The organism is Tardiphaga sp. 172_B4_N1_3 (genome assembly GCF_052076035.1).
GTDB classification, from domain to species: Bacteria; Pseudomonadota; Alphaproteobacteria; order Rhizobiales; family Xanthobacteraceae; genus Tardiphaga; species Tardiphaga robiniae.
Genome location: NZ_CP197238.1, coordinates 2,458,185 through 2,483,204 on the forward strand (window position 1 = coordinate 2,458,185; position 25,020 = coordinate 2,483,204).

Here is a 25,020-nt window from a genome sequence, read left to right on the forward strand (position 1 = left end):
TCTTTAGAGCCACACACCCTGCCCCACGTCCCGGCTGGGTGCGGACGCCCGGCCATCAGGCCGGGCGTAACGCTTGTTCTTACTCGGCAGCTTCGGAGGTCGGCCCCGGCAGCTTGGAATTGTGCAGGTCGACGTTGAGGCCGAGCGAGCGCATTTCCTTGACCAGCACGTTGAACGATTCCGGAATACCGGCCTCGAACGTGTCGTCGCCGCGCACGATCGCCTCGTAGACCTTGGTACGGCCTGCGACGTCGTCCGACTTCACCGTCAGCATTTCCTGGAGCGTGTACGCCGCGCCGTAAGCCTCGAGCGCCCACACTTCCATTTCACCGAAGCGCTGACCGCCGAACTGCGCCTTACCACCCAGCGGCTGCTGCGTGACGAGCGAGTACGGACCGATCGAACGCGCGTGGATCTTGTCGTCCACGAGATGGTGAAGCTTGAGCATGTAGATGTAGCCCACGGTCACCTTGCGATCGAACTGATCGCCGGTCCGGCCGTCATAGACGGTGGACTGACCGGACGCGTCGAAGCCAGCCATCTTCAACATCTCTTCGATGTCGGCTTCCTTCGCACCGTCGAACACCGGCGTCGCAATCGGCACGCCGGGCTTCAGGTTACGCGCCAGTTCAAGCAGCTCGGTGTCGTTCAGCGACTTGATGACTTCGTCTTCGCCGTAAACCTTCTTCAGGGTGTCGCGCAGCGGCTTCAGATCCTGCTTCTGGTAATAGGCGTCGATAGTCTGACCGATCTTCTTGCCCATGCCTGCGCAGGCCCAGCCAAGATGCGTCTCCAAGATCTGACCGACGTTCATGCGCGACGGCACGCCGAGCGGGTTCAGCACGATGTCCGCATGCGTACCGTCTTCAAGGAACGGCATGTCTTCGATCGGAACGATCTTCGACACCACGCCCTTGTTGCCGTGACGTCCGGCCATCTTGTCGCCGGGCTGAATCTTGCGCTTCACCGCGACGAAGACCTTGACCATCTTCATCACACCGGGCGGCAGTTCGTCGCCACGCTGCAGCTTCTCGACCTTGTCGAGGAAGCGCTGTTCAAGGCCCTTCTTCGACTCGTCGTACTGCTTCCGCATCGCTTCGATTTCGGTCATCAGCTTGTCGTTCGCGGTGGCGAACATCCACCACTGCGACCGCGGATTTTCGTCGAGCACGGCGCGCGTGATCTTGCCGTCCTTCTTGAAGCCCTTCGGACCGGCGATGCCGACCTTGTTCTCCAGAAGATCAGCCAGACGGCCGTAGACGTTACGATCCAGGATGGCCTGTTCGTCGTCACGGTCCTTGGCAAGACGTTCGATTTCTTCCCGCTCGATCGCCAGAGCACGTTCGTCCTTGTCGACGCCATGCCGGTTGAACACGCGGACTTCGACGATCGTGCCCTGCACGCCCGGAGGCACGCGGAGCGAGGTATCGCGAACGTCCGACGCCTTTTCACCGAAGATGGCGCGCAGAAGCTTTTCTTCCGGCGTCATCGGGCTTTCGCCCTTCGGCGTGATCTTGCCGACCAGGATATCGCCGGCGCGGACTTCAGCGCCGATATAGACGATGCCGGCTTCGTCGAGGTTCTTCAGCGCTTCTTCCGACACGTTCGGAATGTCGCGGGTGATTTCCTCAGGGCCGAGCTTGGTGTCGCGGGCCATCACTTCGAATTCCTCGATGTGGATCGAGGTGAAGACGTCTTCCTTCACGATCCGCTCCGAGAGGAGGATCGAGTCTTCGAAGTTGTAGCCATTCCACGGCATGAACGCGACGAGCACGTTACGGCCGAGCGCGAGTTCACCGAGATCGGTCGACGGACCGTCGGCAATGATGTCGCCCTTGCGAATGATGTCGCCAACCTTCACCAGCGGACGCTGGTTGATACAGGTCGACTGGTTCGAACGCTGGTACTTCATCAGGCGATAGATATCGACGCCCGACTTGGTCGGATCGAGATCTTCGGTCGCGCGGATAACCACGCGGGTTGCGTCGATCTGGTCGATGACACCCGAACGGCGGGCAGCGATCGCAGCACCGGAGTCGCGGGCCACGACGGCTTCCATGCCGGTACCGACGAACGGCGCTTCAGCGCGCACCAGAGGCACGGCCTGACGCTGCATGTTCGAGCCCATCAGCGCGCGGTTGGCGTCGTCGTTCTCGAGGAACGGGATCAGCGCCGCAGCGACCGAAACGAGCTGCTTCGGCGACACGTCCATGTAATCGACCTTGTCGGCCGGCAGCGGCAACACGTCGCCTGCATGACGGCAGATGATCATGTCTTCGGTGAACTTGCCCTTGGCGTCGAGCGACACGTTCGCCTGCGCGACCGAGTAACGGCCCTCTTCCATCGCGCTGAGGTACACGACTTCATCGGTGACGCGACCGTCCTTGACCTTGCGGTAAGGGGTCTCGACGAAGCCGTACTTGTTGACGCGCGCGAAGGTGGCGAGCGAGTTGATCAGACCGATGTTCGGGCCTTCCGGCGTCTCAATCGGGCAGATACGGCCGTAATGGGTCGGATGCACGTCGCGGACTTCGAAGCCGGCGCGCTCGCGGGTCAGACCACCGGGGCCAAGCGCCGAAAGACGACGCTTGTGGGTGATTTCCGAGAGCGGGTTGGTCTGGTCCATGAACTGCGACAGCTGCGACGAACCGAAGAACTCGCGCACCGCGGCAGCCGCGGGCTTCGCGTTGATCAGGTCCTGCGGCATCACGGTGTCGATGTCGACGGACGACATACGTTCCTTGATGGCGCGCTCCATGCGCAGCAGGCCGACGCGATACTGATTTTCCATCAGCTCGCCGACCGAACGCACACGGCGATTGCCGAGATGGTCGATGTCGTCGATTTCGCCCTTACCGTCGCGCAGATCCACCAGCGTCTTGATGACGGCGAGGATGTCTTCCTTGCGCAGCGTGCGATGAGTGTCCGGCGCGTCGAGTTCGAGGCGCATGTTCATCTTCACGCGGCCCACGGCCGAGAGATCGTAACGCTCGCTGTCGAAGAACAGCGACTGGAACATGTTCTGCGCGGATTCGAGCGTCGGCGGCTCGCCCGGACGCATCACGCGATAGATGTCGAACAGCGCGTCTTCACGCGTCAGGTTCTTGTCTGCCGAGAGCGTGTTGCGGATATAGGCACCGATATTGACGTGGTCGATGTCGAGCAGCGGGAGTTCCTTGTAGCCCTCCTCGTTCAGCGCCTTCAGCGACTTCTCGGTGATTTCCTCGCCGGCTTCGGCGTAGATTTCACCGGTCTTCACGTTGACGAGGTCCTCGGCGAGATAGTTGCCGACCAACTCTTCATCGGTCAGACGCAGCGCCTTGAGACCCTTCTCGGCAAGCTGGCGGGCAGCACGCACGGTGAGCTTCTTGCCGGCTTCGAGCACGACCTTGCCGGTGTCGGCATCGATCAGATCGTTGACGGTGGAGTAGCCACGGAAACGGGTGGCGTCGAACGGAACGCGCCAGCCTTCCTTGATCTTCTTGAACTGGATCTTCTTGTAGAACGTCGAGAGGATTTCCTCGCCGTCCAGACCCAGCGCAAACATCAGCGACGTCACCGGAATCTTGCGGCGACGGTCGATACGCGCGAACACGATGTCCTTGGCATCGAACTCGATGTCGAGCCAGGAGCCGCGATACGGAATCACGCGGGCAGCGAACAGCAGCTTGCCCGACGAATGGGTCTTGCCCTTGTCGTGGTCGAAGAACACGCCCGGCGAACGATGCATCTGCGAGACGATGACGCGCTCGGTGCCGTTGACGACGAAGGTGCCGTTCATGGTCATGAGCGGGATGTCGCCCATGTAGACGTCCTGCTCCTTGATGTCCTTGACGGACTTGGCGCCGGTTTCTTCGTCGATATCGAACACGATCAGGCGCAGCGTCACCTTCAGCGGCGCAGCATAGGTCATGCCGCGCTGGCGGCACTCATCAACGTCATATTTCGGCGGCTCGAATTCGTAGCGCACGAATTCCAGCATCGAGGTGCCCGAGAAATCCGAGATCGGAAACACCGAACGGAAAACAGCCTGCAGACCTTCGTCGAGGCGACCGCCGGTCGGCTCATCGACCATCAGGAACTGGTCGTAGGACGCCTTCTGAACCTCGATGAGGTTCGGCATCTCTGCGACTTCTTTAATATGACCGAAGAACTTGCGAACGCGCTTGCGACCTGTGAACGTCTGCTGACCCATCGTGGCCTCTCATTGCGTCGCCCGAAAGGGGCGAACCTTCCAGAGCGCGACTGCCATCGCCTCCGGGTTGAATTTCCAAGAACGTTCCGAATTCGACGCCCAATGTGAGGAACAAAATCCCTCTCCCGAGCATTTGAATCGCAGAACGCAAAACGACGTGCGCGATGCCCGACTGCATCCCGCCCGTCCAAACCGTCTAGCTACGGACCGAAAAGCCCGAAAATTGCCCATCTCCCAACGGCTTAACCGGAAACGTCGCCGTTTCCGCTGTCAGACCGTGTTTTTCGTGCTGCCGTCCCGATATGGGATGGCAATCATGGAGATTCGAGGGTGGTTCCCAGCGCATCCCCACACATTCCTGTGTAGTCCATCGGGTTCCGGCCCAGAGGGCGACCAAATGGCCGCCCTCCAGATGGAACCCATAAAGGGTCTTACTTGAGTTCGACCTTCGCGCCAGCCTTCTCGAGCTGACCCTTGATCTTCTCGGCTTCGTCCTTGGCAACGCCTTCCTTGACGGGCTTCGGAGCGCCTTCGACCAGGTCCTTGGCTTCCTTGAGGCCAAGACCCGTGATCGCACGGACTTCCTTGATGACTTCGATCTTCTTGTCGCCGGCCGAAGCCAGGACGACAGTGAACTCGGTCTTTTCTTCAGCAGCAGCAGCACCGCCGCCGCCAGCAGCCGGACCAGCAACTGCAACAGCAGCAGCAGCCGAAACGCCCCACTTTTCTTCGAGCATCTTGGCGAGGTCGGCAGCTTCGAGCACGGTCAGGCTCGAGAGATCGTCAACGATTTTCTGTAGGTCAGCCATTGTCTATTTCCTTAAGCGTATTTGGTTCGAACCAGGGTTTGAATGCGAAGGGCGTCAGGCCGCTTCGCTCTTTGAGGCATAGGCCTGAACAACACGCGCGAGCTTCGCCGCGGGAGCTGTCGAGAGCTGAGCGATCTTGGTCGCCGGCGCCACAAGGAGGCCGAGGATCTTCGCGCGCAGTTCGTCGAGCGAGGGCAGCGCGGCCAAGGCCTTGACGCTGTCGACGTTCAGGACGGTTTTACCCATCGAGCCGCCAAGGATGACGAACTTCTCGTTCGCCTTGGCAAATTCGACGGCAACCTTCGGTGCAGCTACCGGATCGTCCGAAGTGGCGATCACAGTCGGCCCCTTCAACAGGGAACCGATGGCAGCAACATCCGTGCCTTCAAGAGCAATTTTGGCGAGACGGTTCTTCGAGACCTTCACCGAGGCGCCAGCCAGCTTCATCTGCGAACGCAGATTCTGCATCTGGGCAACGGTGAGGCCGGAATAATGGGCGACGACCGCAACGCTGGTGGTCTTGAAGACCCCGTTCAGCGCGTCGACCGCGTCCTTTTTAGCCGCTCTTTCCACAGCAAGCTCTCTCCGGTTGGCGGCCTCTATCGAGATAGGACCGCCGGGTTACACCCACCGTCCCACCTGAACCTGACCTCAAGACCCATGCTCGTTAAAACACATGGCCTAAAGACACGTCGGGCGAGACGATATGATAGCCTGCCCTCCCGAACCGTCCTGGCGAACCAGCATTGGTGCGGGGTGTCGAGGTTCGAACCAAATACGCGTCATGTCGCACAAAACGACATTGGCGAAATCCAGTCTTCACCCGTCTATGCTGGCTGCATCAAGTTTTACGATTAAGCCGTTGATGAAACTTGCGTTTATCTAAGGCGCCAGCAGTCTCGGACAGGATTCAGGATCATCGATAAGCCATCATCCGGCCTATTGGTGACCCCTGCCCGCCTTCCTCAAATCCGCGTCGCGCGTCCCATCCCCGTCGAGCGATCCGTATGGATAGCCTGAAAGGAAAAGTCTCCTGCGATGTGGGTTGTCGGAGTGCGAACACAGACGCGCCAGCTACCAGCCAGCACGCCCGGAAACGGTTGTTTAACGAGTCTTTTTCGTGTTGCCAAGCGCGAAATGCCGATGTGGCATCTTTTCTGCAGGGGAGCCGTCAGGGCGCTCAGAGCGCAAAAGTGGAACCGGCTGAACCGGCTCCACTTTTGATTGCATCACCCCTTCGGGCAGGCCGCTCCCGCATCGGCCCAGGCCTTGATCAGCTCACCGAACTGCTTCTGGGTACCCGGCGCCGGGGTCCGGTTGCCACCGGGATGCCAGCCCCAGCCGACTAGTTCGTCTTCGGCCATGTGCTTCACAAGTGCGGCCATGTCCTTGCCGCCATTGCGCTCCTTGTCCTTGATCTGGGTGCAGATCTGGCCAAGCGTCTTGCCCTGCCAGGCCATCTCGATGGGCGCCAGCGCCCACTTCGGATTGCCGGGGACGTTGGCGGCATCGAAGTTGTTCTCGTGGTGGCAGGTGGCGCAAGCGAGACCACCGGCCGCGCCGACACCGCCCTCGCCGCGCACGACCAGCGGGATATGCGGCCGCATGCGGTCGGTCTGGGTCGGACGCTCTGTTGCCGGATGGCAGTTCATGCAGCGCGGCGACTGGATGACCTTGCCGGCTTCCGTGAACAGCGCCACGGCACGTTCGTTCTTGTTCTTGATCTTGGCGAAGGCCGAGACCGACTGCAGCTTGGTCGGATTGCTGACCGCTGCATCGGCCTCCTGGAAGCTCGGCTCCGCGAATGCGAGGAGACCCGCCGCGAGGCCGCCGGCAACCAGCGCCAGCATCGAATGTTTGAACAAGCTCATGCTGAGGCTCCAGGTACGATCGGCAACTGCCGCGGTCTTCCCACTCCGAGTTTCGCCAGCGCGTTAGCAACGGCAGGCCCGAGCGGAGGCACGCCGGGTTCGCCGACGCCCGATGGCTTCTCGGTCGATTTCACGATGACCACTTCGATCTCCGGCATCTCGTTGATGCGCAGCGAACGATAGGTGTCGAAATTGCCGGACACCGGCGCGCCGGCATCCAGCGTCTGTTCCGCATAGAGGATGTGACCGAGGCCGAAGCCGATGCCACCTTCCATCTGCGCGCGGATGATGTCGGGGTTCACGGCGACGCCGCAATCCACCGCGCACCACACCTTGTGCACCTTCGGACCGTCGTCGGTCATGGACAGTTCGACTACCTGCGCGACGAAGGTGTTGAAGCTCTCGACCACCGCAACGCCGCGCGCGCGGCCTGCGGGCACCTTGTAGTTCTTCCAGTCGGCGAGTTCGGCGACGGCCTTCAGCGCGCCCGCATGGCGCGGTTTCTTGCTCAGGAGTTCAAGCCGACCTTCGATCGGATCCTTGCCGGCGGCCTCGAGCAGTTCATCGACAAAGGCTTCGACGACATAACCGGTGTGGGTGTGGCCCACCGAGCGCCACCACAACACGGGCACACCGACATCGACCTGATGCATGTCGCAGCGGAAGTTCTCGACGTCGTACGGGATTTCGTTCGAGCCTTCATAGGACGTCGGATCGAGGCCGTCCTTGAACATCATGGACTCGAAGAAGGAGCCCTTCATGATCGACTGGCTGACGATGGTGTCGCTCCAGGCTTCGATCTTGCCGTCGCGCACCGCACCGCGCATGCGGTGGATGCAATACGGCCGATAGTAGCCACCGCGCATATCGTCCTCGCGCGTCCACACCAGCTTGACCGGCTTGCCCGGTCCGATCGCTTTCGCGACTTCGGCGAGCTCGATGGCCTGATGCGTGCTCTGCTGGGCGCGGCGGCCGAAGCTGCCGCCGGCAAGAAGAACGTCGATCTTGACCTTCTCGATCGGCAGCCCGAGCACCTTGGAGATCGCCATATGGTCAGGCGTCGGAAACTGGCAGCCATAGCGCGCATAGGCGGTGTCGCCGTCCCATTTCAGATAGGCGTTGAGCGGCTCCATCGCGGCATGGGCCAGATACGGGAAGACGTATTCAACCTCGATCACGCGGCCACCTTTGGCCATCGACTCTTCGAACTTGCCCTCGGCCTTGACGAGTTTGCCGGCCGTCTTCGACAGCCCGCGGAATTGCTGCAGCAGTTCGGCACTGCCACGCTTCTCCGCCTTGCTGTCGTCCCAGGTGATCTTCAGCGCGTCGCGGCCCATCTTCGCGGGCCAGAAGCCCTTGGCATAGACAGCGACGCCGTTCGACACCTGCTTGACGTCGACGACACCCGCCACGGCTTTCGCGGCCGTCGCATCGAAGGACGCGACCTTGCCGCCGAATTTCGGCGAACGCGCCACGACCACCGTGAGCATGTCCGGTTCGTTGATATCGAGCGTGTAGAAGGCCTTGCCATTGGTCTTGTCGGCGCTGTCGAGGCGTTTCACGACGCCTTCCTTGCCGATCAACCTGAACTGCGACGGGTCCTTCAGCTTCGGATCAGCCGGCACCGGCATGGCCATCGCTTTGTCGGCGAATTCGCCGAAGCGACCTTCATGGCCAGACGCATGCTTGATCACACCATTATCGACAGTGATCTCGCCTGCCGGCACCTGCCACGCATCGGCAGCAGCCGCGACCAGCATCTGGCGCGCGGCGGCGCCGACCTGGCGCATCTGGATGTAGGAATTGGCGATGGCGGTCGAGCCACCGGTGCCCTGCATGCCGAACGCCAGATTCTTGTAGAGCTGCGGATTTGACGGCGCGTGATCGGCGCGCATCTGCGCCCAGTCCGCATCGAGTTCTTCGGCGACCAAAGTCGCCATGCCGGTGAACGGCCCCTGCCCGAATTCGATGCCTTTGCACAGCACCGTCACGGTGTTGTCGGGCTTGATGATCAGGAAGGTGTTCGGCGCGATATTGACTGACGGCTTTGCCGCCGCCTGCGCAAACAACTTGTCGGCGCGCGCAACATAGGCGCCGAGTACGAGGCCGGCACCGCCCTTGAGCATCGTGCGGCGGGAGAGCTTGGTGTCATGAACGGTCATGGCTCAACCCTCCAGAGATTTGGCGGCGCCATGAATGGCGGCGCGGATGCGAACATAGGTGGCGCAGCGGCAGATGTTGCCGTTCATCGCCAGATCGATATCGTTGTCGGTGGGGGTCGGATTGACGCTGAGCAGCGCGGTGGCGCTCATCACCTGGCCGGATTGACAGTAGCCACATTGCGGCACGTCCAGCGCGACCCAGGCAGCCTGCACCGCCTTGGCTTCCTTGGAGGCGAGCCCTTCAATGGTGGTGATTTCGCTGGTGCCGATGGCCGAGACGGGCATTGAACACGAGCGGACGGTCTGGCCGTCCACATAGACCGTGCAGGCGCCGCATTGCGCGACCCCGCAGCCATATTTGGTGCCGGTGAGACCGGCCCCATCTCGAATTGCCCAGAGCAGAGGTGTGTTGGGATCGACGTCGACCTGACGGGCCTGACCGTTGATCTTGAGAGTGAACGCAGCCATCGCTGATGTCCTATGTCGTCGAATGTACGCCTACATTCGAGTTGTTCTAAACAGCCGACATCTACATCCGCATTGCGGAATAACCCATTCAATTATTTTTGTACCGCGCGGGAACGAAATTGGTTCTTGCGAAACGGCCCTGCAGACCAGTCGCCAGCTTGTCAGAGGCGCCGCGACGCTTCGATGCCGCTCAGGATGAGATCGATTCCGGCGAGAAAGTCCCTGCGGTCGTCGTGCTCCCGCAAATGTGCAGCCATGCTGCGGGTGAATGCATACGCGTCCGGATCGAGCTGAGACCAGGTGGTTGCGACCGCGTCCAGAAAGTCAGACCTGTCGATCCCTCGCGTCCGGCCGAGCTGCCCATTGGCCGCGTTCTGCGCACCGACGCCGAGGATGTAGTTCAGCAACGCACCCACCGTCGCCCACTGCTCCTCGTCAGGTACGCCAAGGGCGCTCACCTGCTGCCCGATGCGTTCGAGTATTCGCACCATGGGCAACTGCCCGGGGGCACGTGTGAGCGCCGACCCAACCCACGGATGCGCGTCGATTGCATCGAACAGGCCCAACGCGAGGGCGCGAATGATGGCCTGAGGCGTTGCGCCAACCAGAGGCGCATCCATCGTGCGGGCGATGATGGCGTCGCAGGCGGCGGTCAGCAGCTCGCCCTTGTTGGGCACGTGCCAATAAATAGCCCCGGGACCAGTGGCGAGCCGCTCTGACAGGGCGCGGAATGTCAGACCATCTTCCCCGCTGCCGTCCAGGATCGCGACCGACGCTTCGATGATGCGATCCCGGGAGAGCGAGTCTTCGCGTCGTGGGCTACTGCGAGTTTTCTTGGCCATGTCCCAACCTTGACATAAATGGAACGACGTTCCAATAGAATGGAATGACGTTCCATTCCGGGTCTTGGGGAATGTCCCGGGACAGCCTGCGACTGCGAAGGTGGCGAGATGAATACTCATGTTGCGATTGTCGGCGCGGGGCTCGGCGGGCTGACGCTTGCCCGCGTGCTCCATATTCACGGTATCGCTGCGACGATCTATGAAGCTGAAGCCGCGGCCGACTCCCGGGCACAAGGAGGCCTGCTCGATATTCACGAATATAACGGGCAGCTCGCCCTCAAGGCGGCGGGATTGTTCGAAGCTTTCCGCGACATCATCATCGTCGGTGCCGATGCCAAGCGGATACGCGACAAGGACGGCAAGCTGCTGTTTGACAGGCCCGACATGGGCAATGGCGGTCGACCTGAGGTGGATCGAGGAGAGCTTCGCCAGATTCTGCTCGATTCCCTTCCTGCCGACACGATCCGCTGGGGACACAAACTTGCAGCGGCGTCTCCACTCGGCGGCGGGCGGCACGCACTGACTTTCTCCCATGGCTCAACAGTCACGACCGATCTCCTCATAGGCGCCGATGGCGCGTGGTCACGCGTTCGTCCGCTTCTTTCAACAGCGAAACCGGCCTATGTCGGCACGTCATTCATCGAGACGTTTCTTTTCGACGCCGACACCCGTCACAAGGCCAGCGCGGAAGCGGTTGGCGGGGGCACACTGATGGCGATTGCACCCGGCCAGGGAATCTTTGCGCACCGACACGCCGATGGAACACTGCAAGGCTACGTGGCCCTGAACAAGCCGGAGGACTGGATTGCCCGCATCGACTTCTCGGACCGGAAGAATGCCCTCGGCCCCATCGCCGCGGAATTCGAGGACTGGGCTCCGGAGCTGACAGCGCTCATCACCAACAGTGAGGTCGCCCCTGTGCTTCGCCCGATCTATGCGCTGCCGATCGAACACCGATGGGATCGCGTAGCCGGCGTGACGCTGCTCGGCGATGCCGCGCACCTGATGTCACCATTCGCCGGCGAAGGCGCCAATCTCGCAATGTATGACGGCGCCGAACTCGGACGGGCACTTGCCGCCAATCCGGAAAATGTTGAAGCCGCGCTCATCGCGTATGAAACCGACCTCTTTCCCCGCAGCGCGTCTGTTGCCGCGGAGACCGACCGGAATCTGAAGCTGTTCTTCAACGACAACGCGCCTCAGAGCGTGGTTGACCTGTTCACCAGTTTCCAGATCACCGAATAGCTGCCCTAGACCGCCACCGCGTAGGGCAGCCCCTTGCCCGCGTAAAACGCGTCGAGATTGGCAATGACGCAGTCCTGCATCGCCGTGTGCGAGTCGAGTGTGTGACCACCGATATGCGGCGTCAGCACAACATTCGGCAAAGCCGTGAGTGCGTCAGGCGCGTGGGGCTCCTTCTCGAACACGTCGAGGCCAGCGCCGGCGATGATCTTGTCCGTCAGCGCCGCTGTCAGCGCAGCCTGATCGATCACCGAGCCGCGCGAGATGTTCACGACCACGCCATTGGCGCCGAGCTTCTTCAGCATCGCGGCATCGATGATGTGGTTGGTATCGGCCCCTGCCCGCACGGCGATCATCAGCACGTCGCACCATTCGACCAGCGCTTCGAGGCTTGGCTCATAGCGATACGGCACATCATGCTTGCTGCGGCTGTGATAGGCGACATCGCATTCGAAGGCCGCGACGCGCGATGCGATCTTGCGGCCGATCTCGCCCATGCCATAGACGCCCACTCTGCGGCCGGGATTGCCGGGCTGCGGCGACATCAGCGGCGACGGCTTTGCCGACGACCAACCACCCTCGCGCAAATACTGATCCGCAGGCAGCAAGCGCCGCGTCACCGCGAGCATCAGCGTGAGTGCCAGATCGGCGACCGAGGCCGCATTCGCGCCCGGGCTGTTGCCGACCACGATCTTGCGCTCGGCCGCAGCCTTGAAGTCGACGCCGTCATAGCCGGTGCCGTAGCAGATGATGGCGCCGAGCGCCGGCATCATGTCCATCACGTCTGCCTTGAGCACCTGACCGCCCGCGGTGATCAGCGCACGCACGTCTTTCAGTTGGTCAGCGGAAAAGGTCTGCAGCGGTGGCTTGCCTGCAGCGTCTAGAAGATCGAAGTGCTCGCCGATGCGCACCATTTGGGACTTCGGGAAACGCGAATAGATCAGAACCTTCTCGGCCATCGTGACATTCCTGCTGGGTCAAAGAGCGGAAGACAAAAGAAAGGGCGGAACCGGTTGCCCGATTCCGCCCTGGTTTCTTGCAAGCCTTGTTCCGGCTTAGCCGAGCACGGTGCCCGTCTCAACCTTGACGCCGGGGCCCATGGTCGAAGACACGGCAACGCGCTGCAGATAGGTGCCCTTCGCGCCAGCCGGCTTCGCCTTGGAGACGGCATCGACCAGAGCCTTGATGTTTTCGACGAGCTTCTCTTCCGAGAAAGATGCCTTGCCGATACCAGCCTGCACGATGCCGGCCTTCTCGACGCGGAACTCGACCGAACCGCCCTTGGCACCCTTGACTGCGCCGGTGACGTCCATGGTCACGGTGCCGATCTTCGGGTTGGGCATCATGCCGCGCGGACCGAGCACCTTACCAAGGCGACCGACCAGCGGCATCATGTCAGGGGTTGCGATACAGCGATCGAAATCGATCTGACCGGCCTGGACCTTCTCGAACAGGTCTTCTGCACCGACGACGTCTGCACCGGCAGCCTTGGCTTCTTCAGCCTTCGGGCCACGGGCGAACACGCCGACGCGCAGGGTGCGGCCGGTGCCGTTCGGCAGGGTGACGACGCCACGGACCATCTGGTCGGCGTGACGCGGATCGACGCCGAGATTCAGCGAAATTTCGATGGTCTCATCGAACTTCGACTTGGCGCGTTCCTTGACCATCTTGATGGCCTCGGCGACCGGATAGAGCTTCTCGCGGTCGATGCCCTCACGGGCCTTCTTCAAACGTTTTCCAATTGCCATGACCGTTTACCCCGCGACCTCGACACCCATCGAACGGGCAGAGCCCTCAACCATCTTCATGGCCGATTCAATGGTGTCGCAATTCAGATCCTTCATCTTCGCTTCGGCGATCTCGCGCACCTGCGCTTTGGTCACCGCGCCGGCCTTGTCACGACCCGGCAGCTTGGAGCCGGAGGTGAGCTTGGCGGCCTTCTTGATGAAGAAGGACATCGGGGGGGTCTTGAGGGCGAAGGTGAACGAACGATCGGCATAGATCGTGATCACCACCGGGATTGGGGTGTTCTTTTCTTCCTTCTGCGTCTGCGCGTTGAACGCTTTGCAGAATTCCATGATGTTCAAACCGCGCTGACCAAGCGCGGGACCGATCGGGGGCGAAGGGTTCGCCGCACCGGCCGGCACCTGAAGCTTCAGGTATCCGGTCACTTTCTTTGCCATGTGTCACTCCTGTTGTGCCGGTCATCGACCGGCTGTTTCAGGTTTCGTGGTTCGGTCGATAAGCGGTTGGCAACCGCCCTCTTCCTCCCACGGCCTTAGAAACGCGAGGCGAACCTCGCGCTATTGCGATCAGACCTTTTCGACCTGACCGAATTCCAGTTCGACCGGCGTGGCGCGGCCGAAGATCGACACTGCGACCTTCACGCGCGAGCGTGCTTCGTCGATTTCCTCGACGACGCCGGAGAACGACGCGAACGGACCATCGGCCACCTTCACGTTCTCGCCGATCTCGAACGACACCGACGCCTTCGGGCGCTCCACGCCTTCCTGCACCTGGTGCAGAATGCGCATGGCTTCAGCTTCCGAAATCGGCATCGGCTTGTTTTCCGCGCCGAGGAAGCCCGTGACCTTCGGGGTGTTCTTGATCAGATGAAACGCTTCGTCGGTGAGCTGCATCTTCACCAGCACGTAGCCCGGGAAGAACTTGCGCTCGGCGTCCATCTTGCGACCGCGACGTATTTCGGTGACCTTCTCGACCGGAACCAGAATCTGTTCGAACAGGTCTTCCAGGCCACGCTGCTTGGCCTGTTCCTTGATCGACTCCATCACCTTCTTTTCGAAATTCGAATAGGCGTGAACGATGTACCAGCGCATGCTCATAATTCTGTTCCGTCAGTGCATCGTGAGCAAAAAGGCGACGAGGTAGCGGATGACCTGATCCGCCGCAAAAAAGAAGATCGACGACAGCGCCACCATGACGAAAACCATGATGGTCGTGATGGTCGTCTCGCGTCGCGAGGGCCACGTGACCTTGTTGGTCTCGGTGCGCACTTCCTGCAGGAATTTGAACGGGCTGAACGCCATCGTTATGTGATCCGCATCCGTCGTGAGACGATTGAATTGGTTTCAGAATCCGAACAGCCCTCTTGCGCCCAACCCTTTATTCAAGGATGAGCCGCCAAGCGGGCTCGTTCGTTCGGGGATTTGCCGCGTCGGATATCCGGTCACCGGGCCGACAGCGAGTGCAGCTTCCTACTTCGGACCGGACCAAAGGTCAAGGTATCCGGGCCGGACCGGCGGGAACCCGTCCCGCCACCGGATACCACCTGGATCAACGTCCGCCCACCCCCGGCGACGGTTTGCCGACCGCCGCACGGACGTGCCGGACGACATGATCGGCGACGATGGCGTGGCCCTCTGCGGTCGGGTGCACCGCGCCGCTATACATGGCCGCATAGACCGGCTGCAGGATGTCGAACTGGGTAAAGCCCGGCGAATGGACGTTTGCGGTCAGAAACGCGTCATTCGGGGTCCGGAACAGGCGCCAGCGAGACGCATAGGGCAGATAGGCCGCCGGGGAATACGGCGTGAAGTCCTCCTTGCCGATCCAGCGCCGCGGCATCGCCATCGCCTCACCGTCCGCCTGCGGCCGCTTCGGATCGCGCGCACAGAGCCCGCGTTTGGCGAATTCGCTCTGGTGATCGGTGATAAGCTGGAAGCCGGTTCCAGCGCCGGTGGCCAGCGCCGGGCAGCCCCCGCCCCGCCCGTTGGTGATGCAGGCGGTCCGGGCGAAGAAATCGTTCAGAAAGTTGACCGTCTCGGCCAGCCGTTCGCGCGACAGCACCAGCTTCTTGTGGACGTCGAGGCCGAGCGTCGGCTGCGCGCCGCACAAGGCTCCTGTCTCGTCGAACTGGATCGGCTCGTAAGCCGTCTGCAACACTTTCGCGGGCGCCACGCCAAAGCCGTCGCGCAAGGCATCGCGGAGCGCCACCATGCGCTCGTCGAGCTGCTCCATATAAGCGCGCGAAACCTGCGGCGAGAACCGGATCTGCTTGCCGAGCAGGTTCGCGATCGGCGCGAGATCGCCGGCGGATTCGGTCATCGCATAGACCATCAGCGGCGAGAAGCCGACATCGTTGCCGCCAATCGACAGCAGCAGTGTGTCGATCGGCCGCTTGCGCTCATTCGGCGCACACCAGGATTTTGTCACCGGCATATTGGCGACCTGCACGCTGCCGCTGGCATAGGTCGGCAGATTGTAGGTCGCACGCTGCGTGCGGCCCGCGGGGCTTTTGCAGATCAGATCGGCGAGTTGATCGAGCTGCGAACGCACCATCGCGTTGCCCGCGCCCTCACGCGCCTTCTTCTCGAGGAACAGACCTTCGGTCACCTCGGAGCCGGTACAGGCCAGGCTGACCAGCGTGATCGACCGGTGCGGATTTTCCAAACTGAGTTGGAGCCCGACGCGAAACGGATAGCCGTATTGCGAGCGGTGGCAATCGGGGCTGAGCCAGCGCGGATTGGCGGCATTGAACGCCTTGTCGAACTGCGCCGATGCGAGCGGGAAATAAAGCTCCTGCTCCTCGTCGGCGAGCTTGCGCCGCGGCAGGTTTTTGTAGTCGAAACTTCCCACCCGTGCAGCGGGGGTCAGTTTCTGCAGCGACTTGGCGGTGCTGCGTGTCGCCATCTCCTCGCGCATCAGGGTTGGATCGTAGACCATCTCGCGGACGGCGCTGAATGTCACCGGAACGTCCGGATTGCTTTCGCCTGAGGCAAAGGAATCGCCGAGCGCCACGATGAAGAGATCCTCGACCACGACCTGCGGGTCGTTCAACGTACGACCGTCGGGCAATCTGACCTGGACCGATGCACCGGACAGGCTGCGATCGACGGCATAAGGCAGGCGCGTGATCTTGAGCGGCGTCGCGCAGGACTGCGTTGTGGTCTCGGTCCTGCTGCCCCGCCGCCGCGGCGTCCAGCTCCAGACGCAATCATACGCGCCGGCTTCGGCAATGCGCTCGGGCGACAGCCGGATCAGCACCGTATGCGCATCCGGCAGCACGTAATCTTCCTTGGCCGTGCCCCACGAATAACGCCGGTCGCAACTCGCGAGATAGCGGCCCTGCCGGCTGTCGTAGCAGACGGCGTCGACGGTCTGCGACGCCCAGCCGAGACGCGAGCGATCGTAGCGCGCCCGCGCGGTGTCGGCGCAACTGGTCGGGCTGGTCATGTCGCGGCAATCGGGATCGTTCAGCCGCCGCTCGGTGCGCCACACCACATCGGCGGGCGGCAGCACCATCTCGTTGCGCGCAGCGGGATAGCCGCGCTCATACATCGCGAAGGACGCGGCATTCTTGAAGAAGCGAAATGGACTTTCCACCTGCCAGAGCAGATCGGCGGCATGAGCGCCATGACTCAATGACAAATGTCCAAAGGACGACACCAGTAACGTCGTGGCCCCCACGACGAACGTCACAAGTAATTTCATTCTCGACTTCCGGCTGAATTCCCAACGGTGTGTCGCGCGCGCGGCAAGCCAGGTTCATCGCCGCGACCGCACGCCGCAGGGACGCAGCGCAACGGAAACGCGGGGAGCAGCACAATCGCGCATGATTTGCAAAGCCGATGTCGGACATGGCCATCAGCCTATTGCGCAAATTGCCCCGCAGATCGTCAGATTCCATTAACCCCGCGGCCAGACTAAAACGCGAGAAGCTACCCAGGTACTCCAGTAAGTGGATGTATTAGCAGACCTAAATGTTTTGATCGGCAGATTGCTTGTTTGATCGGCAATGCGACGGGCATCAGCGAATGACCAGCATCACCACCCTGTCCGAGGGAACCGACGCCTCCACGAGGGACCTCCGCAAGGATTCGGCATTGCGGATCGCACGGCGGCGAACCGCCTATATCGCGCAGGCGTCGAGCTATCTGATCGATGCTGCGATCCTGCTGCTCTACGCCGTGATCGGCGTGACCACCGTGGCGACGGGGGTCGTGTATCTGGCCATCAGGCTCGCTGTGGTCGGCATTGCTGCCTATCTCTCGGAGATCCAGGTCAACGACCGTTTCAAGGACCCGTACCTCACGGTCCCTCTCTCCATCGTCAGCATCATCGTCCAGATCGGCGCGATCTATCTCGTGCCGCAGATCGGCTTCTACTTCATCTCCATCATTTTCGTCGTGCTCGGCTTCGCCGCACTCCGCATGAGCGCGCGCCAGACCGGCATCGTCTGGTCGACTGCAACGCTGGGCCTCGCACTACTTTTCCTGATGACCGACAAGCCGATCGGCATTCCCATGGCCACCGCGACCGAGCGCGCTCTGGCGCTGGCCTGTTTCGTCAGCGCGCTTGGCCGCTGTGCCAGCGCCGGCCTCTACGGCAGCTCGATGCGCGAACTGCTGTATCGCCGCAGCAATGACCTCGCGGCCGCCAATGCGCGGATCGAGGAACTGGCGCAACTTGACGAACTCACCGGCGCATTGAACCGGCGCTACATCATGAAGTGCCTGAACGACGAGATCGCCAAGGCCCAGCGCAACGCCACAACCTGCTGCATCGCGATCATCGACCTCGATCACTTCAAGAAGATCAATGATCACTTCGGACATCCGGTGGGCGATGAAGTGCTGCGCGCCTTCGCCATCTCGGTCTTCGCCAATATCCGCACCATCGACAGGTTCGGCCGTCAGGGCGGCGAAGAGTTTCTGCTGATCCTGCCGGACACCGACATTGATCTTGCGATCCAGACGCTCGATCGATTGCGCGGCCTGATCACGGAACTGAACTGGTCAGCGATTGCGCAGGATTTGACTCTGACGATATCCGCCGGGATCAGCGCCATCAGGCCCAACGATACGCCGGAAGACATTTTGGCGCGCGCCGACCTTGCGCTCTACAGAGCCAAGGATACCGGCCGCGACCGCGTGGTGGCAGCGCCGCAAAAGCGGCAGTTCAGCTGAGCGGCAGTCGGAGACCCGCCTGAAAAGCGCGCTTAGGCTAAAATATATCGATATTTCAAAGGCTTAAAATGGCAGGGGCGGTAGGGCTCGAACCTACGACAACCGGTTTTGGAGACCGGTACTCTACCAACTGAGCTACACCCCTACAGGAAAACGGCGCACCGTCATTTCCGCGCTGTTTGAAGCATAGGCGACGCCTGATTTGCAAGAGGCGAAACCAAGGCCGGGAATCAAAACGGCGGGCAAGGGACAAATCCCCTGCCCGCCGTTTTTGTCGATTACTCGATGATGCTAGCGACGACGCCTGCACCGACGGTGCGGCCGCCTTCACGGATGGCGAAGCGCAGCTTCTCTTCCATCGCGATCGGCACGATCAGGTGCACTTCCATGGCGATGTTGTCGCCCGGCATCACCATTTCGGTGCCTTCCGGCAGATGCACCACACCGGTCACGTCGGTGGTGCGGAAGTAGAACTGCGGACGGTAGTTGGTGAAGAACGGCGTGTGACGGCCACCCTCTTCCTTGGTGAGGATGTAAGCCTCGGCCTTGAACTTGGTGTGCGGCTTCACCGAACCCGGCTTGCACAGCACCTGGCCGCGCTCGACGTCTTCACGCTTGGTGCCGCGCAGCAGCGCGCCGATGTTGTCGCCGGCCTGGCCCTGATCGAGCAGCTTGCGGAACATTTCGACGCCGGTGCAGATCGTCTTCTGCGTGGCGCGGATGCCGACGATTTCGATTTCCTCGCCGACCTTGACGATGCCGCGCTCGACGCGGCCGGTCACGACCGTACCGCGGCCCGAGATCGAGAACACGTCTTCCACCGGCATCAGGAACGGCTGGTCAACCGGACGCTCCGGCTGCGGGATGTAGCTGTCGACGTTCTTCATCAGTTCGAGAATGGCGTCGTGGCCGAGCTTCTGGTCCGAGTTTTCGAGAGCGGCCAGCGCCGAACCCTTGATGATCGGAATGTCGTCGCCCGGGAAGTCGTACTTCGAGAGCAATTCACGGACTTCCATTTCCACGAGCTCGAGCAGCTCCGGATCGTCGACCATGTCGCACTTGTTCAGGAACACGACCAGCGCGGGAACGCCGACCTGGCGGGCGAGCAGGATGTGCTCGCGGGTCTGCGGCATCGGGCCGTCAGCGGCCGACACGACCAGGATGCCACCGTCCATCTGCGCGGCGCCGGTGATCATGTTCTTCACATAGTCGGCGTGGCCGGGGCAGTCGACGTGGGCGTAGTGGCGGTTGGCGGTCTCGTATTCGACGTGCGCCGTCGAAATGGTAATGCCACGGGCCTTCTCTTCCGGCGCCTTGTCGATCTGGTCGTAAGCGGTGAACGTGGCACCGCCCGTCTCTGCCAGCACCTTCGTGATCGCCGCCGTCAGCGACGTCTTGCCGTGGTCAACGTGACCGATCGTACCAATATTGCAGTGCGGCTTGTTACGTTCAAATTTTGCTTTGGCCATAGATCCACCTGTTAAGCCACGCCCGTGCGCAGCACCAAACCGGCGGCTGGTTACAAGGGAAAACGGCCCTGTTCAAGCCCGAACTTCTGGGCCAAGCTCGTCCAACCATGCCGGCGAGCCCCCTATGTAAGCCGGCAAATGACAAGATCAATCAAAGCACTATCGGGAGCCCCCATGAACGCCCAAACTGCCGCAAAACACGCCATTTCCCTCGAGACCCCCGAGCTGCCGCAGGCCCGGCCGGAAACGCTGGGATTGTCATCAAACCGTCTTCAAATCATGTCGGACGCGTTCAAGCGCGAGATCGACAAGGGCACCACGCCGGGCGTCACCATGCTGGTCTCCCGCCGCGGCCAGATCGGCTATTTCGAGGCCTTCGGCAAGCAGACCCCGGATGGCTCCGCGGCCATGACGCGCGACAGCCTGTTTCGCATATTCTCGATGACCAAGCCGATCGTGTCGCTGGGCATCATGCAGCTGGTCGAGAACGGCCATATCCTGCTGAACGACCCGCTGGCGAAATACATCCCCGCATTCGCCGAGACCAAGGTCGGCGTCGAGCGCAACGGCGCGCTCGAACTGGCGCTGCCGCTGCGCCCGATCACGATCCAGGACCTGCTGCGGCACACGTCGGGCATCTCCTATGAGATCACCGGCAACGGCATGGTGCAGCGGATGTACCAGAAGTCGAACCTGCGCAATCGCAATATCACCAATGAGGAGCACGCCAAGATCGTCGCCGGCCTGCCGCTGATCTGCCAGCCCGGCAGTGAATGGAATTACAGCCGCTCCACGGACATTCTCGGCCGCGTCATCGAAGTCGTGTCCGGGAAGTCGCTGGGCAACTATCTCACCGAGAATATTCTTGCACCGCTGCAGATGGCGGAGACCGGCTTCCACACAGCAAGCACGAACAAGGACCGTATCGCGCAGCCCTTCCCCACCGATCCCTGGACCGGCGAGAAAGTCGCGCTGTTCGATCCGCTCGAAATTCCGAAGATGGAATCCGGCGGCGGCGGACTGGTATCAAAGACCATGGACTATGCGCGCTTCTGCCAGATGCTGCTGAACGGCGGCACGCTGGACGGCAACCGCGTGATCGGCAGCCGCACACTGCACCTGATGGCGTCCAATCACCTCAACCCCAACGTGAAGCTAGAGACACATCTCGTGCCGCCCGGCCACAGCTTCGGCCTCGGCTTCGCCGTGCGCACGGACGATGGTCACGCGCCCTATGCGGGATCGAAGGGCCAGTTCTTCTGGAGCGGCGTCGCCGGCACGTTCTTCTGGATCGATCCGCAGGAAGAACTCTTCGCGGTGTTCATGTCGCAGGGGCCGGGGCAGCGGGAGTATTTCCGCACGCTGATCCGGAGTCTCGTCTACGCGGCGGTGGAGTAAGCAAGAAAAACTCGTCATTCCGGGGCGCGGCCGGCGCAAGCCGGACGCGAACCCGGAATCTCGAAATGGCCTGACACCGACGGAGACTCCCACGTCGAGGCTCCGGGTTCGCGGCCGCCGCCTTCGGCGACGTCCTCGCCCCGGAACGACGAGTTTGAAATCAACTAACCGTCGCGCCGCGGTCGATCACCATGGTCTGGCCGGTCATGACATTCCCGGCTGCAGATCCCGGAAACACAGCCACCCCCGCGCACGCTCTTGTTACCGATAACCTTCTCATCCGAACCAGATGCCGACGATGCGACCGTCTGCGGGCGCGCGTTCGATGTTGAAGCGGTTTGGCTGCCAGTCCATCGTTAACATATCGCCGGTTTTGTAGACACGCAGCGCCCTCCCGATCAGCAGCGCTTTCACGTCGTCGGGGATCTTCGGCGCTTCAAGCGTCAGCGCGCCCGGATCGCCCAGCAGAGCCTTCACACCGCCGCTGATCGGCGCCAGTGATTCCTTGATCACATGCGGCGGCTCGACAGAATACTCGATGGTGTTTTTCTGGGCATGGACGCGTACGCCCTTGAGCGGATTACCCTCGCCCCAGTAATTCGCCAGATCGCGATGGATCGTGAGTTCCGCAACAATCGGCAGCACGACATCGCCAACAATGCCTTTCGGCTCCTGGGCGATAAAATCAAAATCCTGGATGCCGTCATCCGGCACACGAATATAGAACCACGGAGACAATTCCGGTCCCGTCCACCCGGTGGTCGAAACATGGCCGTGGGCAACGACAAGGATGGCGGGAGGAAGCGACTTCAAAACGACGACGTCGATCGATGCGACGTCTATCACGCGCTGCATGTTCAATACTCCGATTGGTGATCAACAATGATCAGAGTATTACCCAGCGCCTACGCAAAATCTACCTTAGATTGTATCTATATTTTCATCACCTAAACGCCACAACGCAACTAATCGTGAGACCCATTCGACTGGGCGCCGCTAACGCGCCCAGTCGGTCCTGCGTCGAGGTCGTGAAGCGTCGTTCGTCAACTAATCGTAGCCCCGCCGTCGATCACCATGGTCTGGCCGGTCATGAAATTCCCGGCTGCTGATCCGAGGAACACCGCGGCGCCCGCGATTTCATCGGGGATGCCGATGCGCAGCAGCGGCGAGCGTGCGGTGGAGGCCTTGAGGTTCTCCGGATTGTCCCACAGCGCCTTGGCAAAGTCGGTCTTGATGAGGCCGGGCGCGATGCAGTTCACGCGGACATTGAACTTGCCGTATTCGCAGGCGAGATTGCGCGCGAGCTGCATGTCAGCCGCTTTCGAGATCGCATAGGCACCCAGGATCGTCGAGCCTTTCAACCCGCCGATCGACGACACGATGATCACCGAGCCATCCTTGCGTTCGATCATGTCCGGCACGACCATGCTGGTCAGCCAGTTGTTGGCGACGATGTTGTTGTCGAGAATCTTGCGGAACTGATCGTCGGAAATGCCGGCCAGCGGCCCGTAATACGGATTCGACGCAGCGTTACACACCAGCACGTCGATCTTGCCGAACGCCTTCTTGCTCTCGTCGGCGAGGTTCTGCAGGTTCTCCTTGCTGGAGATGTTCGCGGCGATGGCCACCGCCGTCCCCGCGCCGAACTGCGCGTTGATCTCCTTCGCCACCTCGTCGCAGACATCCTGCTTGCGCGACGAGATCACCACCTTGGCGCCGTGCTCGGCCATGCGCTCGGCAATGGCGCGGCCGATGCCACGCGTCGAGCCGGTAATGACGGCAACTTTTCCGGTCATGTCGAACAGGTTCATGTGTGTTTCACCCTATTTTTTCTGTTTGAGTTTTCCTCCGTCATTGCGAGGAGCGAAGCGACGAAGCAATCCAGTCCTTCTTGTTGACGAAAAGAACTGGATTGCTTCGTCGCCAAGAGGCTCCTCGCAATGACGGCTATGACTAAGCCAGTTTCGTCGGCGTTACTTCCGGCCCCGCCGGCTGATGCATCGCCGCATGCGACGGATCGGCGATCCAGGGCTGCTGGTTGACCATCGGAATGCGCCAGCCACTGTGGCCGTGGCTGGCGAGATGATCGAGCCGCGTGACCGAGCAGTTGTCGATGGTGAAAGCAAGACCGCGATCCGGCTGATCGTTGAGCGCAAGACCGATGGCCGCCTTGATCGTGCCGCCATGCGCCACTGCAATAATATCCTTGCCGGCGTGCTCGACATTGATGCGCTCGATGCCGCGGCGGACGCGGTTGTAGAGATCCATGAAGCTTTCGCCATTCGGCGATGGCTCGTCGATCGGCGCGAACCAGTAGCTGCCGACATTGATGGGACGGCTGGCGAAGAACGCGGCGCGGTTCATGCCCTGCCAGTCGCCGAGATGCTGTTCGGCGAAATCCGCTTCATGCGGCATCGCGTCGGGCTTCGGAAATCCCGCGGCCCAGATCGCACTCGCCGTCTGATGTGTGCGCTTGAGATTGCTGGCGACCCAGACGGCATTGCGCGGCAGGATCTTGCCGACCGCATCGAACACCACGCGGTCGCTGCAGTCGCAGTCCATGTCCTTCTGGCCATAGATGTTGCCGCCGTCACTCCGCACCGGGGCGTGTCGCACCCACCACCACCGCGTCGCCGTCACGCCTTGAGGGACTGTATGCTGCGCCACGAACGGTTTCTCGGCGTTGGACATCGTGACCACCCTTCAATACTGTTTCATCCGTCCTACGTCAGAGCGCGAAGCGCCTCAAGCATCTTCGCAGCTTGGCACGCATCATTGAATTCCATATGGCGGCACGCCGCACAAAAAACATACAGGGAGAGAGTTATGGGCCGCCTCGCAGGCAAATCCGTCATCATCACCGGCGCAGGCAGCGGCATCGGCCGCGCCGCAGCGCAATTGTTCTCGCTGGAAGGCGCGAAGCTCGTCATCGTCGACCGCAGCGAGAGCGTACATGAGACAGCCAAACTTGTGAGCGATGCCGGCGGCACCATTGAAGCGATCACCGCCGACGCGGGTTCCGAGAGCGATGTGAAAGCCTATGTCGAAAAGGCACTGTCCAAATATGGCAAGCTCGACGCGATCTGGGCCAATGCCGGCGTGTCGGGCGGCCTCGTGCCGCTGCTCGAACAGACCGTCGAGCAATGGCAGGAGATCCTGCGCATCAATCTGATCGGACCGTTTCTCGCAATCAAACATTCCATGCCGCATATGGTGAAACAGGGCCACGGCTCCATCGTCCTCACCGCTTCGGTCGCCGGCCTGAAGTCCGGCGCCTCCGGCCATCCCTATGCGTCCAGTAAAGCCGGCGTCATCAGCCTGGTGCAGACGACGGCCTATTCGCTGTCGGGCACTGGCGTGCGCATCAATGCCGTATGCCCCGGCCTGATCGAGACCGGCATGACCAAGCCGATCTTCGACAATGCCAAGGAGCGCGGCACACAGGGCAAGATCGGCCAGCTCAATCCGCTGAAGCGCGCCGGCCAGCCGCACGAGCTCGCGGCGATGGGATTGTTTCTGGCGAGCGACGAAGCGTCCTATGTGAATGGCCAGGCGATCCCGGTGGACGGCGGCCTCACGGCGTCGATGCCTTACGCGGGCAAACCAATCTAAGACGGAACGCGGGATGGGTTTGGCTT

At 61.5% G+C, this 25,020-nt stretch carries 21 protein-coding genes and 1 tRNA gene; 4 read left to right on the plus strand and 18 right to left on the minus strand.

Translation table 11 applies throughout. The features are described 5' to 3' along the window. Positions 1-79: 79 nt before the first annotated feature. The 7 genes from rpoB to AB7783_RS11580 form a co-directional block, all read right to left on the minus strand. Positions 80-4,195 carry a DNA-directed RNA polymerase subunit beta gene (gene rpoB, locus AB7783_RS11550; RefSeq protein WP_089268273.1) on the minus strand — a complete coding sequence of 1,372 codons (4,116 nt, stop codon included), beginning with the start codon at positions 4,193-4,195 and terminating at the stop codon, positions 80-82. A gap of 431 nt (positions 4,196-4,626) precedes the next feature. Continuing rightward, positions 4,627-5,004, minus strand: a complete 378-nt coding sequence (rplL, locus tag AB7783_RS11555; RefSeq protein WP_089268274.1) for a 50S ribosomal protein L7/L12 — start codon at positions 5,002-5,004, stop codon at positions 4,627-4,629. Between the two features lie 54 nt (positions 5,005-5,058). After that, positions 5,059-5,577, minus strand: a complete 519-nt coding sequence (rplJ, locus tag AB7783_RS11560) for a 50S ribosomal protein L10 (protein ID WP_089268275.1) — start codon at positions 5,575-5,577, stop codon at positions 5,059-5,061. 656 nt (positions 5,578-6,233) lie between these two features. After that, positions 6,234-6,875, minus strand: coding sequence for an Isoquinoline 1-oxidoreductase subunit (locus AB7783_RS11565; protein ID WP_231080285.1), 642 nt, complete (start codon positions 6,873-6,875; stop codon positions 6,234-6,236). After that, positions 6,872-9,037, minus strand: coding sequence for a molybdopterin cofactor-binding domain-containing protein (locus AB7783_RS11570; protein ID WP_441277684.1), 2,166 nt, complete (start codon positions 9,035-9,037; stop codon positions 6,872-6,874). Before AB7783_RS11570 ends, AB7783_RS11565 begins: the two co-directional genes overlap by 4 nt. A 3-nt stretch (positions 9,038-9,040) precedes the next feature. Then, on the minus strand, positions 9,041-9,505 hold the full coding sequence (locus AB7783_RS11575; RefSeq protein WP_184517891.1) for a (2Fe-2S)-binding protein: 465 nt from the start codon (positions 9,503-9,505) through the stop codon (positions 9,041-9,043). A gap of 161 nt (positions 9,506-9,666) precedes the next feature. Continuing rightward, positions 9,667-10,347, minus strand: coding sequence for a TetR/AcrR family transcriptional regulator (locus AB7783_RS11580; protein ID WP_441277685.1), 681 nt, complete (start codon positions 10,345-10,347; stop codon positions 9,667-9,669). A gap of 108 nt (positions 10,348-10,455) precedes the next feature. Here AB7783_RS11580 and AB7783_RS11585 point away from each other — a divergent pair, with 108 nt between their 5' ends. Beyond that, a complete protein-coding gene (locus tag AB7783_RS11585) occupies positions 10,456-11,592 on the plus strand; it encodes an FAD-dependent oxidoreductase (RefSeq protein WP_441277686.1) in 1,137 nt (378 codons plus the stop codon). Positions 11,593-11,597: 5 nt separating this feature from the next. Here the strand turns inward: AB7783_RS11585 and AB7783_RS11590 are convergent, their stop codons facing one another. From AB7783_RS11590 to AB7783_RS11615, 6 genes are all read right to left on the minus strand, one after another. Then, positions 11,598-12,548: a 2-hydroxyacid dehydrogenase gene (locus tag AB7783_RS11590; RefSeq protein WP_441277687.1), complete on the minus strand. Its 951-nt coding sequence runs from the start codon at positions 12,546-12,548 to the stop codon at positions 11,598-11,600. A gap of 96 nt (positions 12,549-12,644) precedes the next feature. Further along, positions 12,645-13,337, minus strand: a complete 693-nt coding sequence (gene rplA, locus AB7783_RS11595; protein ID WP_089268281.1) for a 50S ribosomal protein L1 — start codon at positions 13,335-13,337, stop codon at positions 12,645-12,647. Between the two features lie 6 nt (positions 13,338-13,343). After that, on the minus strand, positions 13,344-13,772 hold the full coding sequence (gene rplK / locus AB7783_RS11600; RefSeq protein WP_068731528.1) for a 50S ribosomal protein L11: 429 nt from the start codon (positions 13,770-13,772) through the stop codon (positions 13,344-13,346). 129 nt (positions 13,773-13,901) lie between these two features. Further along, positions 13,902-14,432: a transcription termination/antitermination protein NusG gene (gene nusG, locus AB7783_RS11605; RefSeq protein ID WP_068731530.1), complete on the minus strand. Its 531-nt coding sequence runs from the start codon at positions 14,430-14,432 to the stop codon at positions 13,902-13,904. Between the two features lie 12 nt (positions 14,433-14,444). Beyond that, positions 14,445-14,636 (minus strand): preprotein translocase subunit SecE, encoded by a 192-nt coding sequence (secE, locus tag AB7783_RS11610; RefSeq protein WP_068731532.1) that lies wholly within the window; start codon positions 14,634-14,636, stop codon positions 14,445-14,447. 247 nt (positions 14,637-14,883) lie between these two features. After that, positions 14,884-17,040: a hypothetical protein gene (locus tag AB7783_RS11615; RefSeq protein ID WP_441277688.1), complete on the minus strand. Its 2,157-nt coding sequence runs from the start codon at positions 17,038-17,040 to the stop codon at positions 14,884-14,886. Between the two features lie 323 nt (positions 17,041-17,363). Between AB7783_RS11615 and AB7783_RS11620 the strand changes: the two genes are divergently transcribed. Next, positions 17,364-18,515: a diguanylate cyclase gene (locus tag AB7783_RS11620; RefSeq protein WP_441277689.1), complete on the plus strand. Its 1,152-nt coding sequence runs from the start codon at positions 17,364-17,366 to the stop codon at positions 18,513-18,515. Positions 18,516-18,584: 69 nt separating this feature from the next. Here the strand turns inward: AB7783_RS11620 and AB7783_RS11625 are convergent. Beyond that, positions 18,585-18,660, minus strand: a tRNA-Trp gene (locus AB7783_RS11625). 133 nt (positions 18,661-18,793) lie between these two features. Then, entirely contained in the window at positions 18,794-19,984 is a 1,191-nt protein-coding gene (gene tuf / locus AB7783_RS11630) for an elongation factor Tu (RefSeq protein WP_184517871.1), read from the minus strand. A 174-nt stretch (positions 19,985-20,158) separates the two neighbouring features. Between tuf and AB7783_RS11635 the strand changes: the two genes are divergently transcribed. Further along, positions 20,159-21,382: a serine hydrolase domain-containing protein gene (locus AB7783_RS11635; RefSeq protein ID WP_439058871.1), complete on the plus strand. Its 1,224-nt coding sequence runs from the start codon at positions 20,159-20,161 to the stop codon at positions 21,380-21,382. 276 nt (positions 21,383-21,658) lie between these two features. Here AB7783_RS11635 and AB7783_RS11640 read toward each other — a convergent pair whose 3' ends face one another. The 3 genes from AB7783_RS11640 to AB7783_RS11650 all read right to left on the minus strand — a co-directional run bounded on the left by AB7783_RS11640 (position 21,659) and on the right by AB7783_RS11650 (position 24,073). Then, positions 21,659-22,237, minus strand: coding sequence for an I78 family peptidase inhibitor (locus tag AB7783_RS11640; RefSeq protein WP_441277690.1), 579 nt, complete (start codon positions 22,235-22,237; stop codon positions 21,659-21,661). 188 nt (positions 22,238-22,425) lie between these two features. Then, positions 22,426-23,193: an SDR family NAD(P)-dependent oxidoreductase gene (locus AB7783_RS11645; protein ID WP_441277691.1), complete on the minus strand. Its 768-nt coding sequence runs from the start codon at positions 23,191-23,193 to the stop codon at positions 22,426-22,428. Positions 23,194-23,335: 142 nt separating this feature from the next. Next, positions 23,336-24,073 (minus strand): histidine phosphatase family protein, encoded by a 738-nt coding sequence (locus AB7783_RS11650; RefSeq protein WP_184517914.1) that lies wholly within the window; start codon positions 24,071-24,073, stop codon positions 23,336-23,338. A gap of 135 nt (positions 24,074-24,208) precedes the next feature. Between AB7783_RS11650 and AB7783_RS11655 the strand changes: the two genes are divergently transcribed. Further along, a complete protein-coding gene (locus AB7783_RS11655; RefSeq protein ID WP_441277692.1) occupies positions 24,209-24,994 on the plus strand; it encodes an SDR family NAD(P)-dependent oxidoreductase in 786 nt (261 codons plus the stop codon). Positions 24,995-25,020 lie beyond the last annotated feature (26 nt).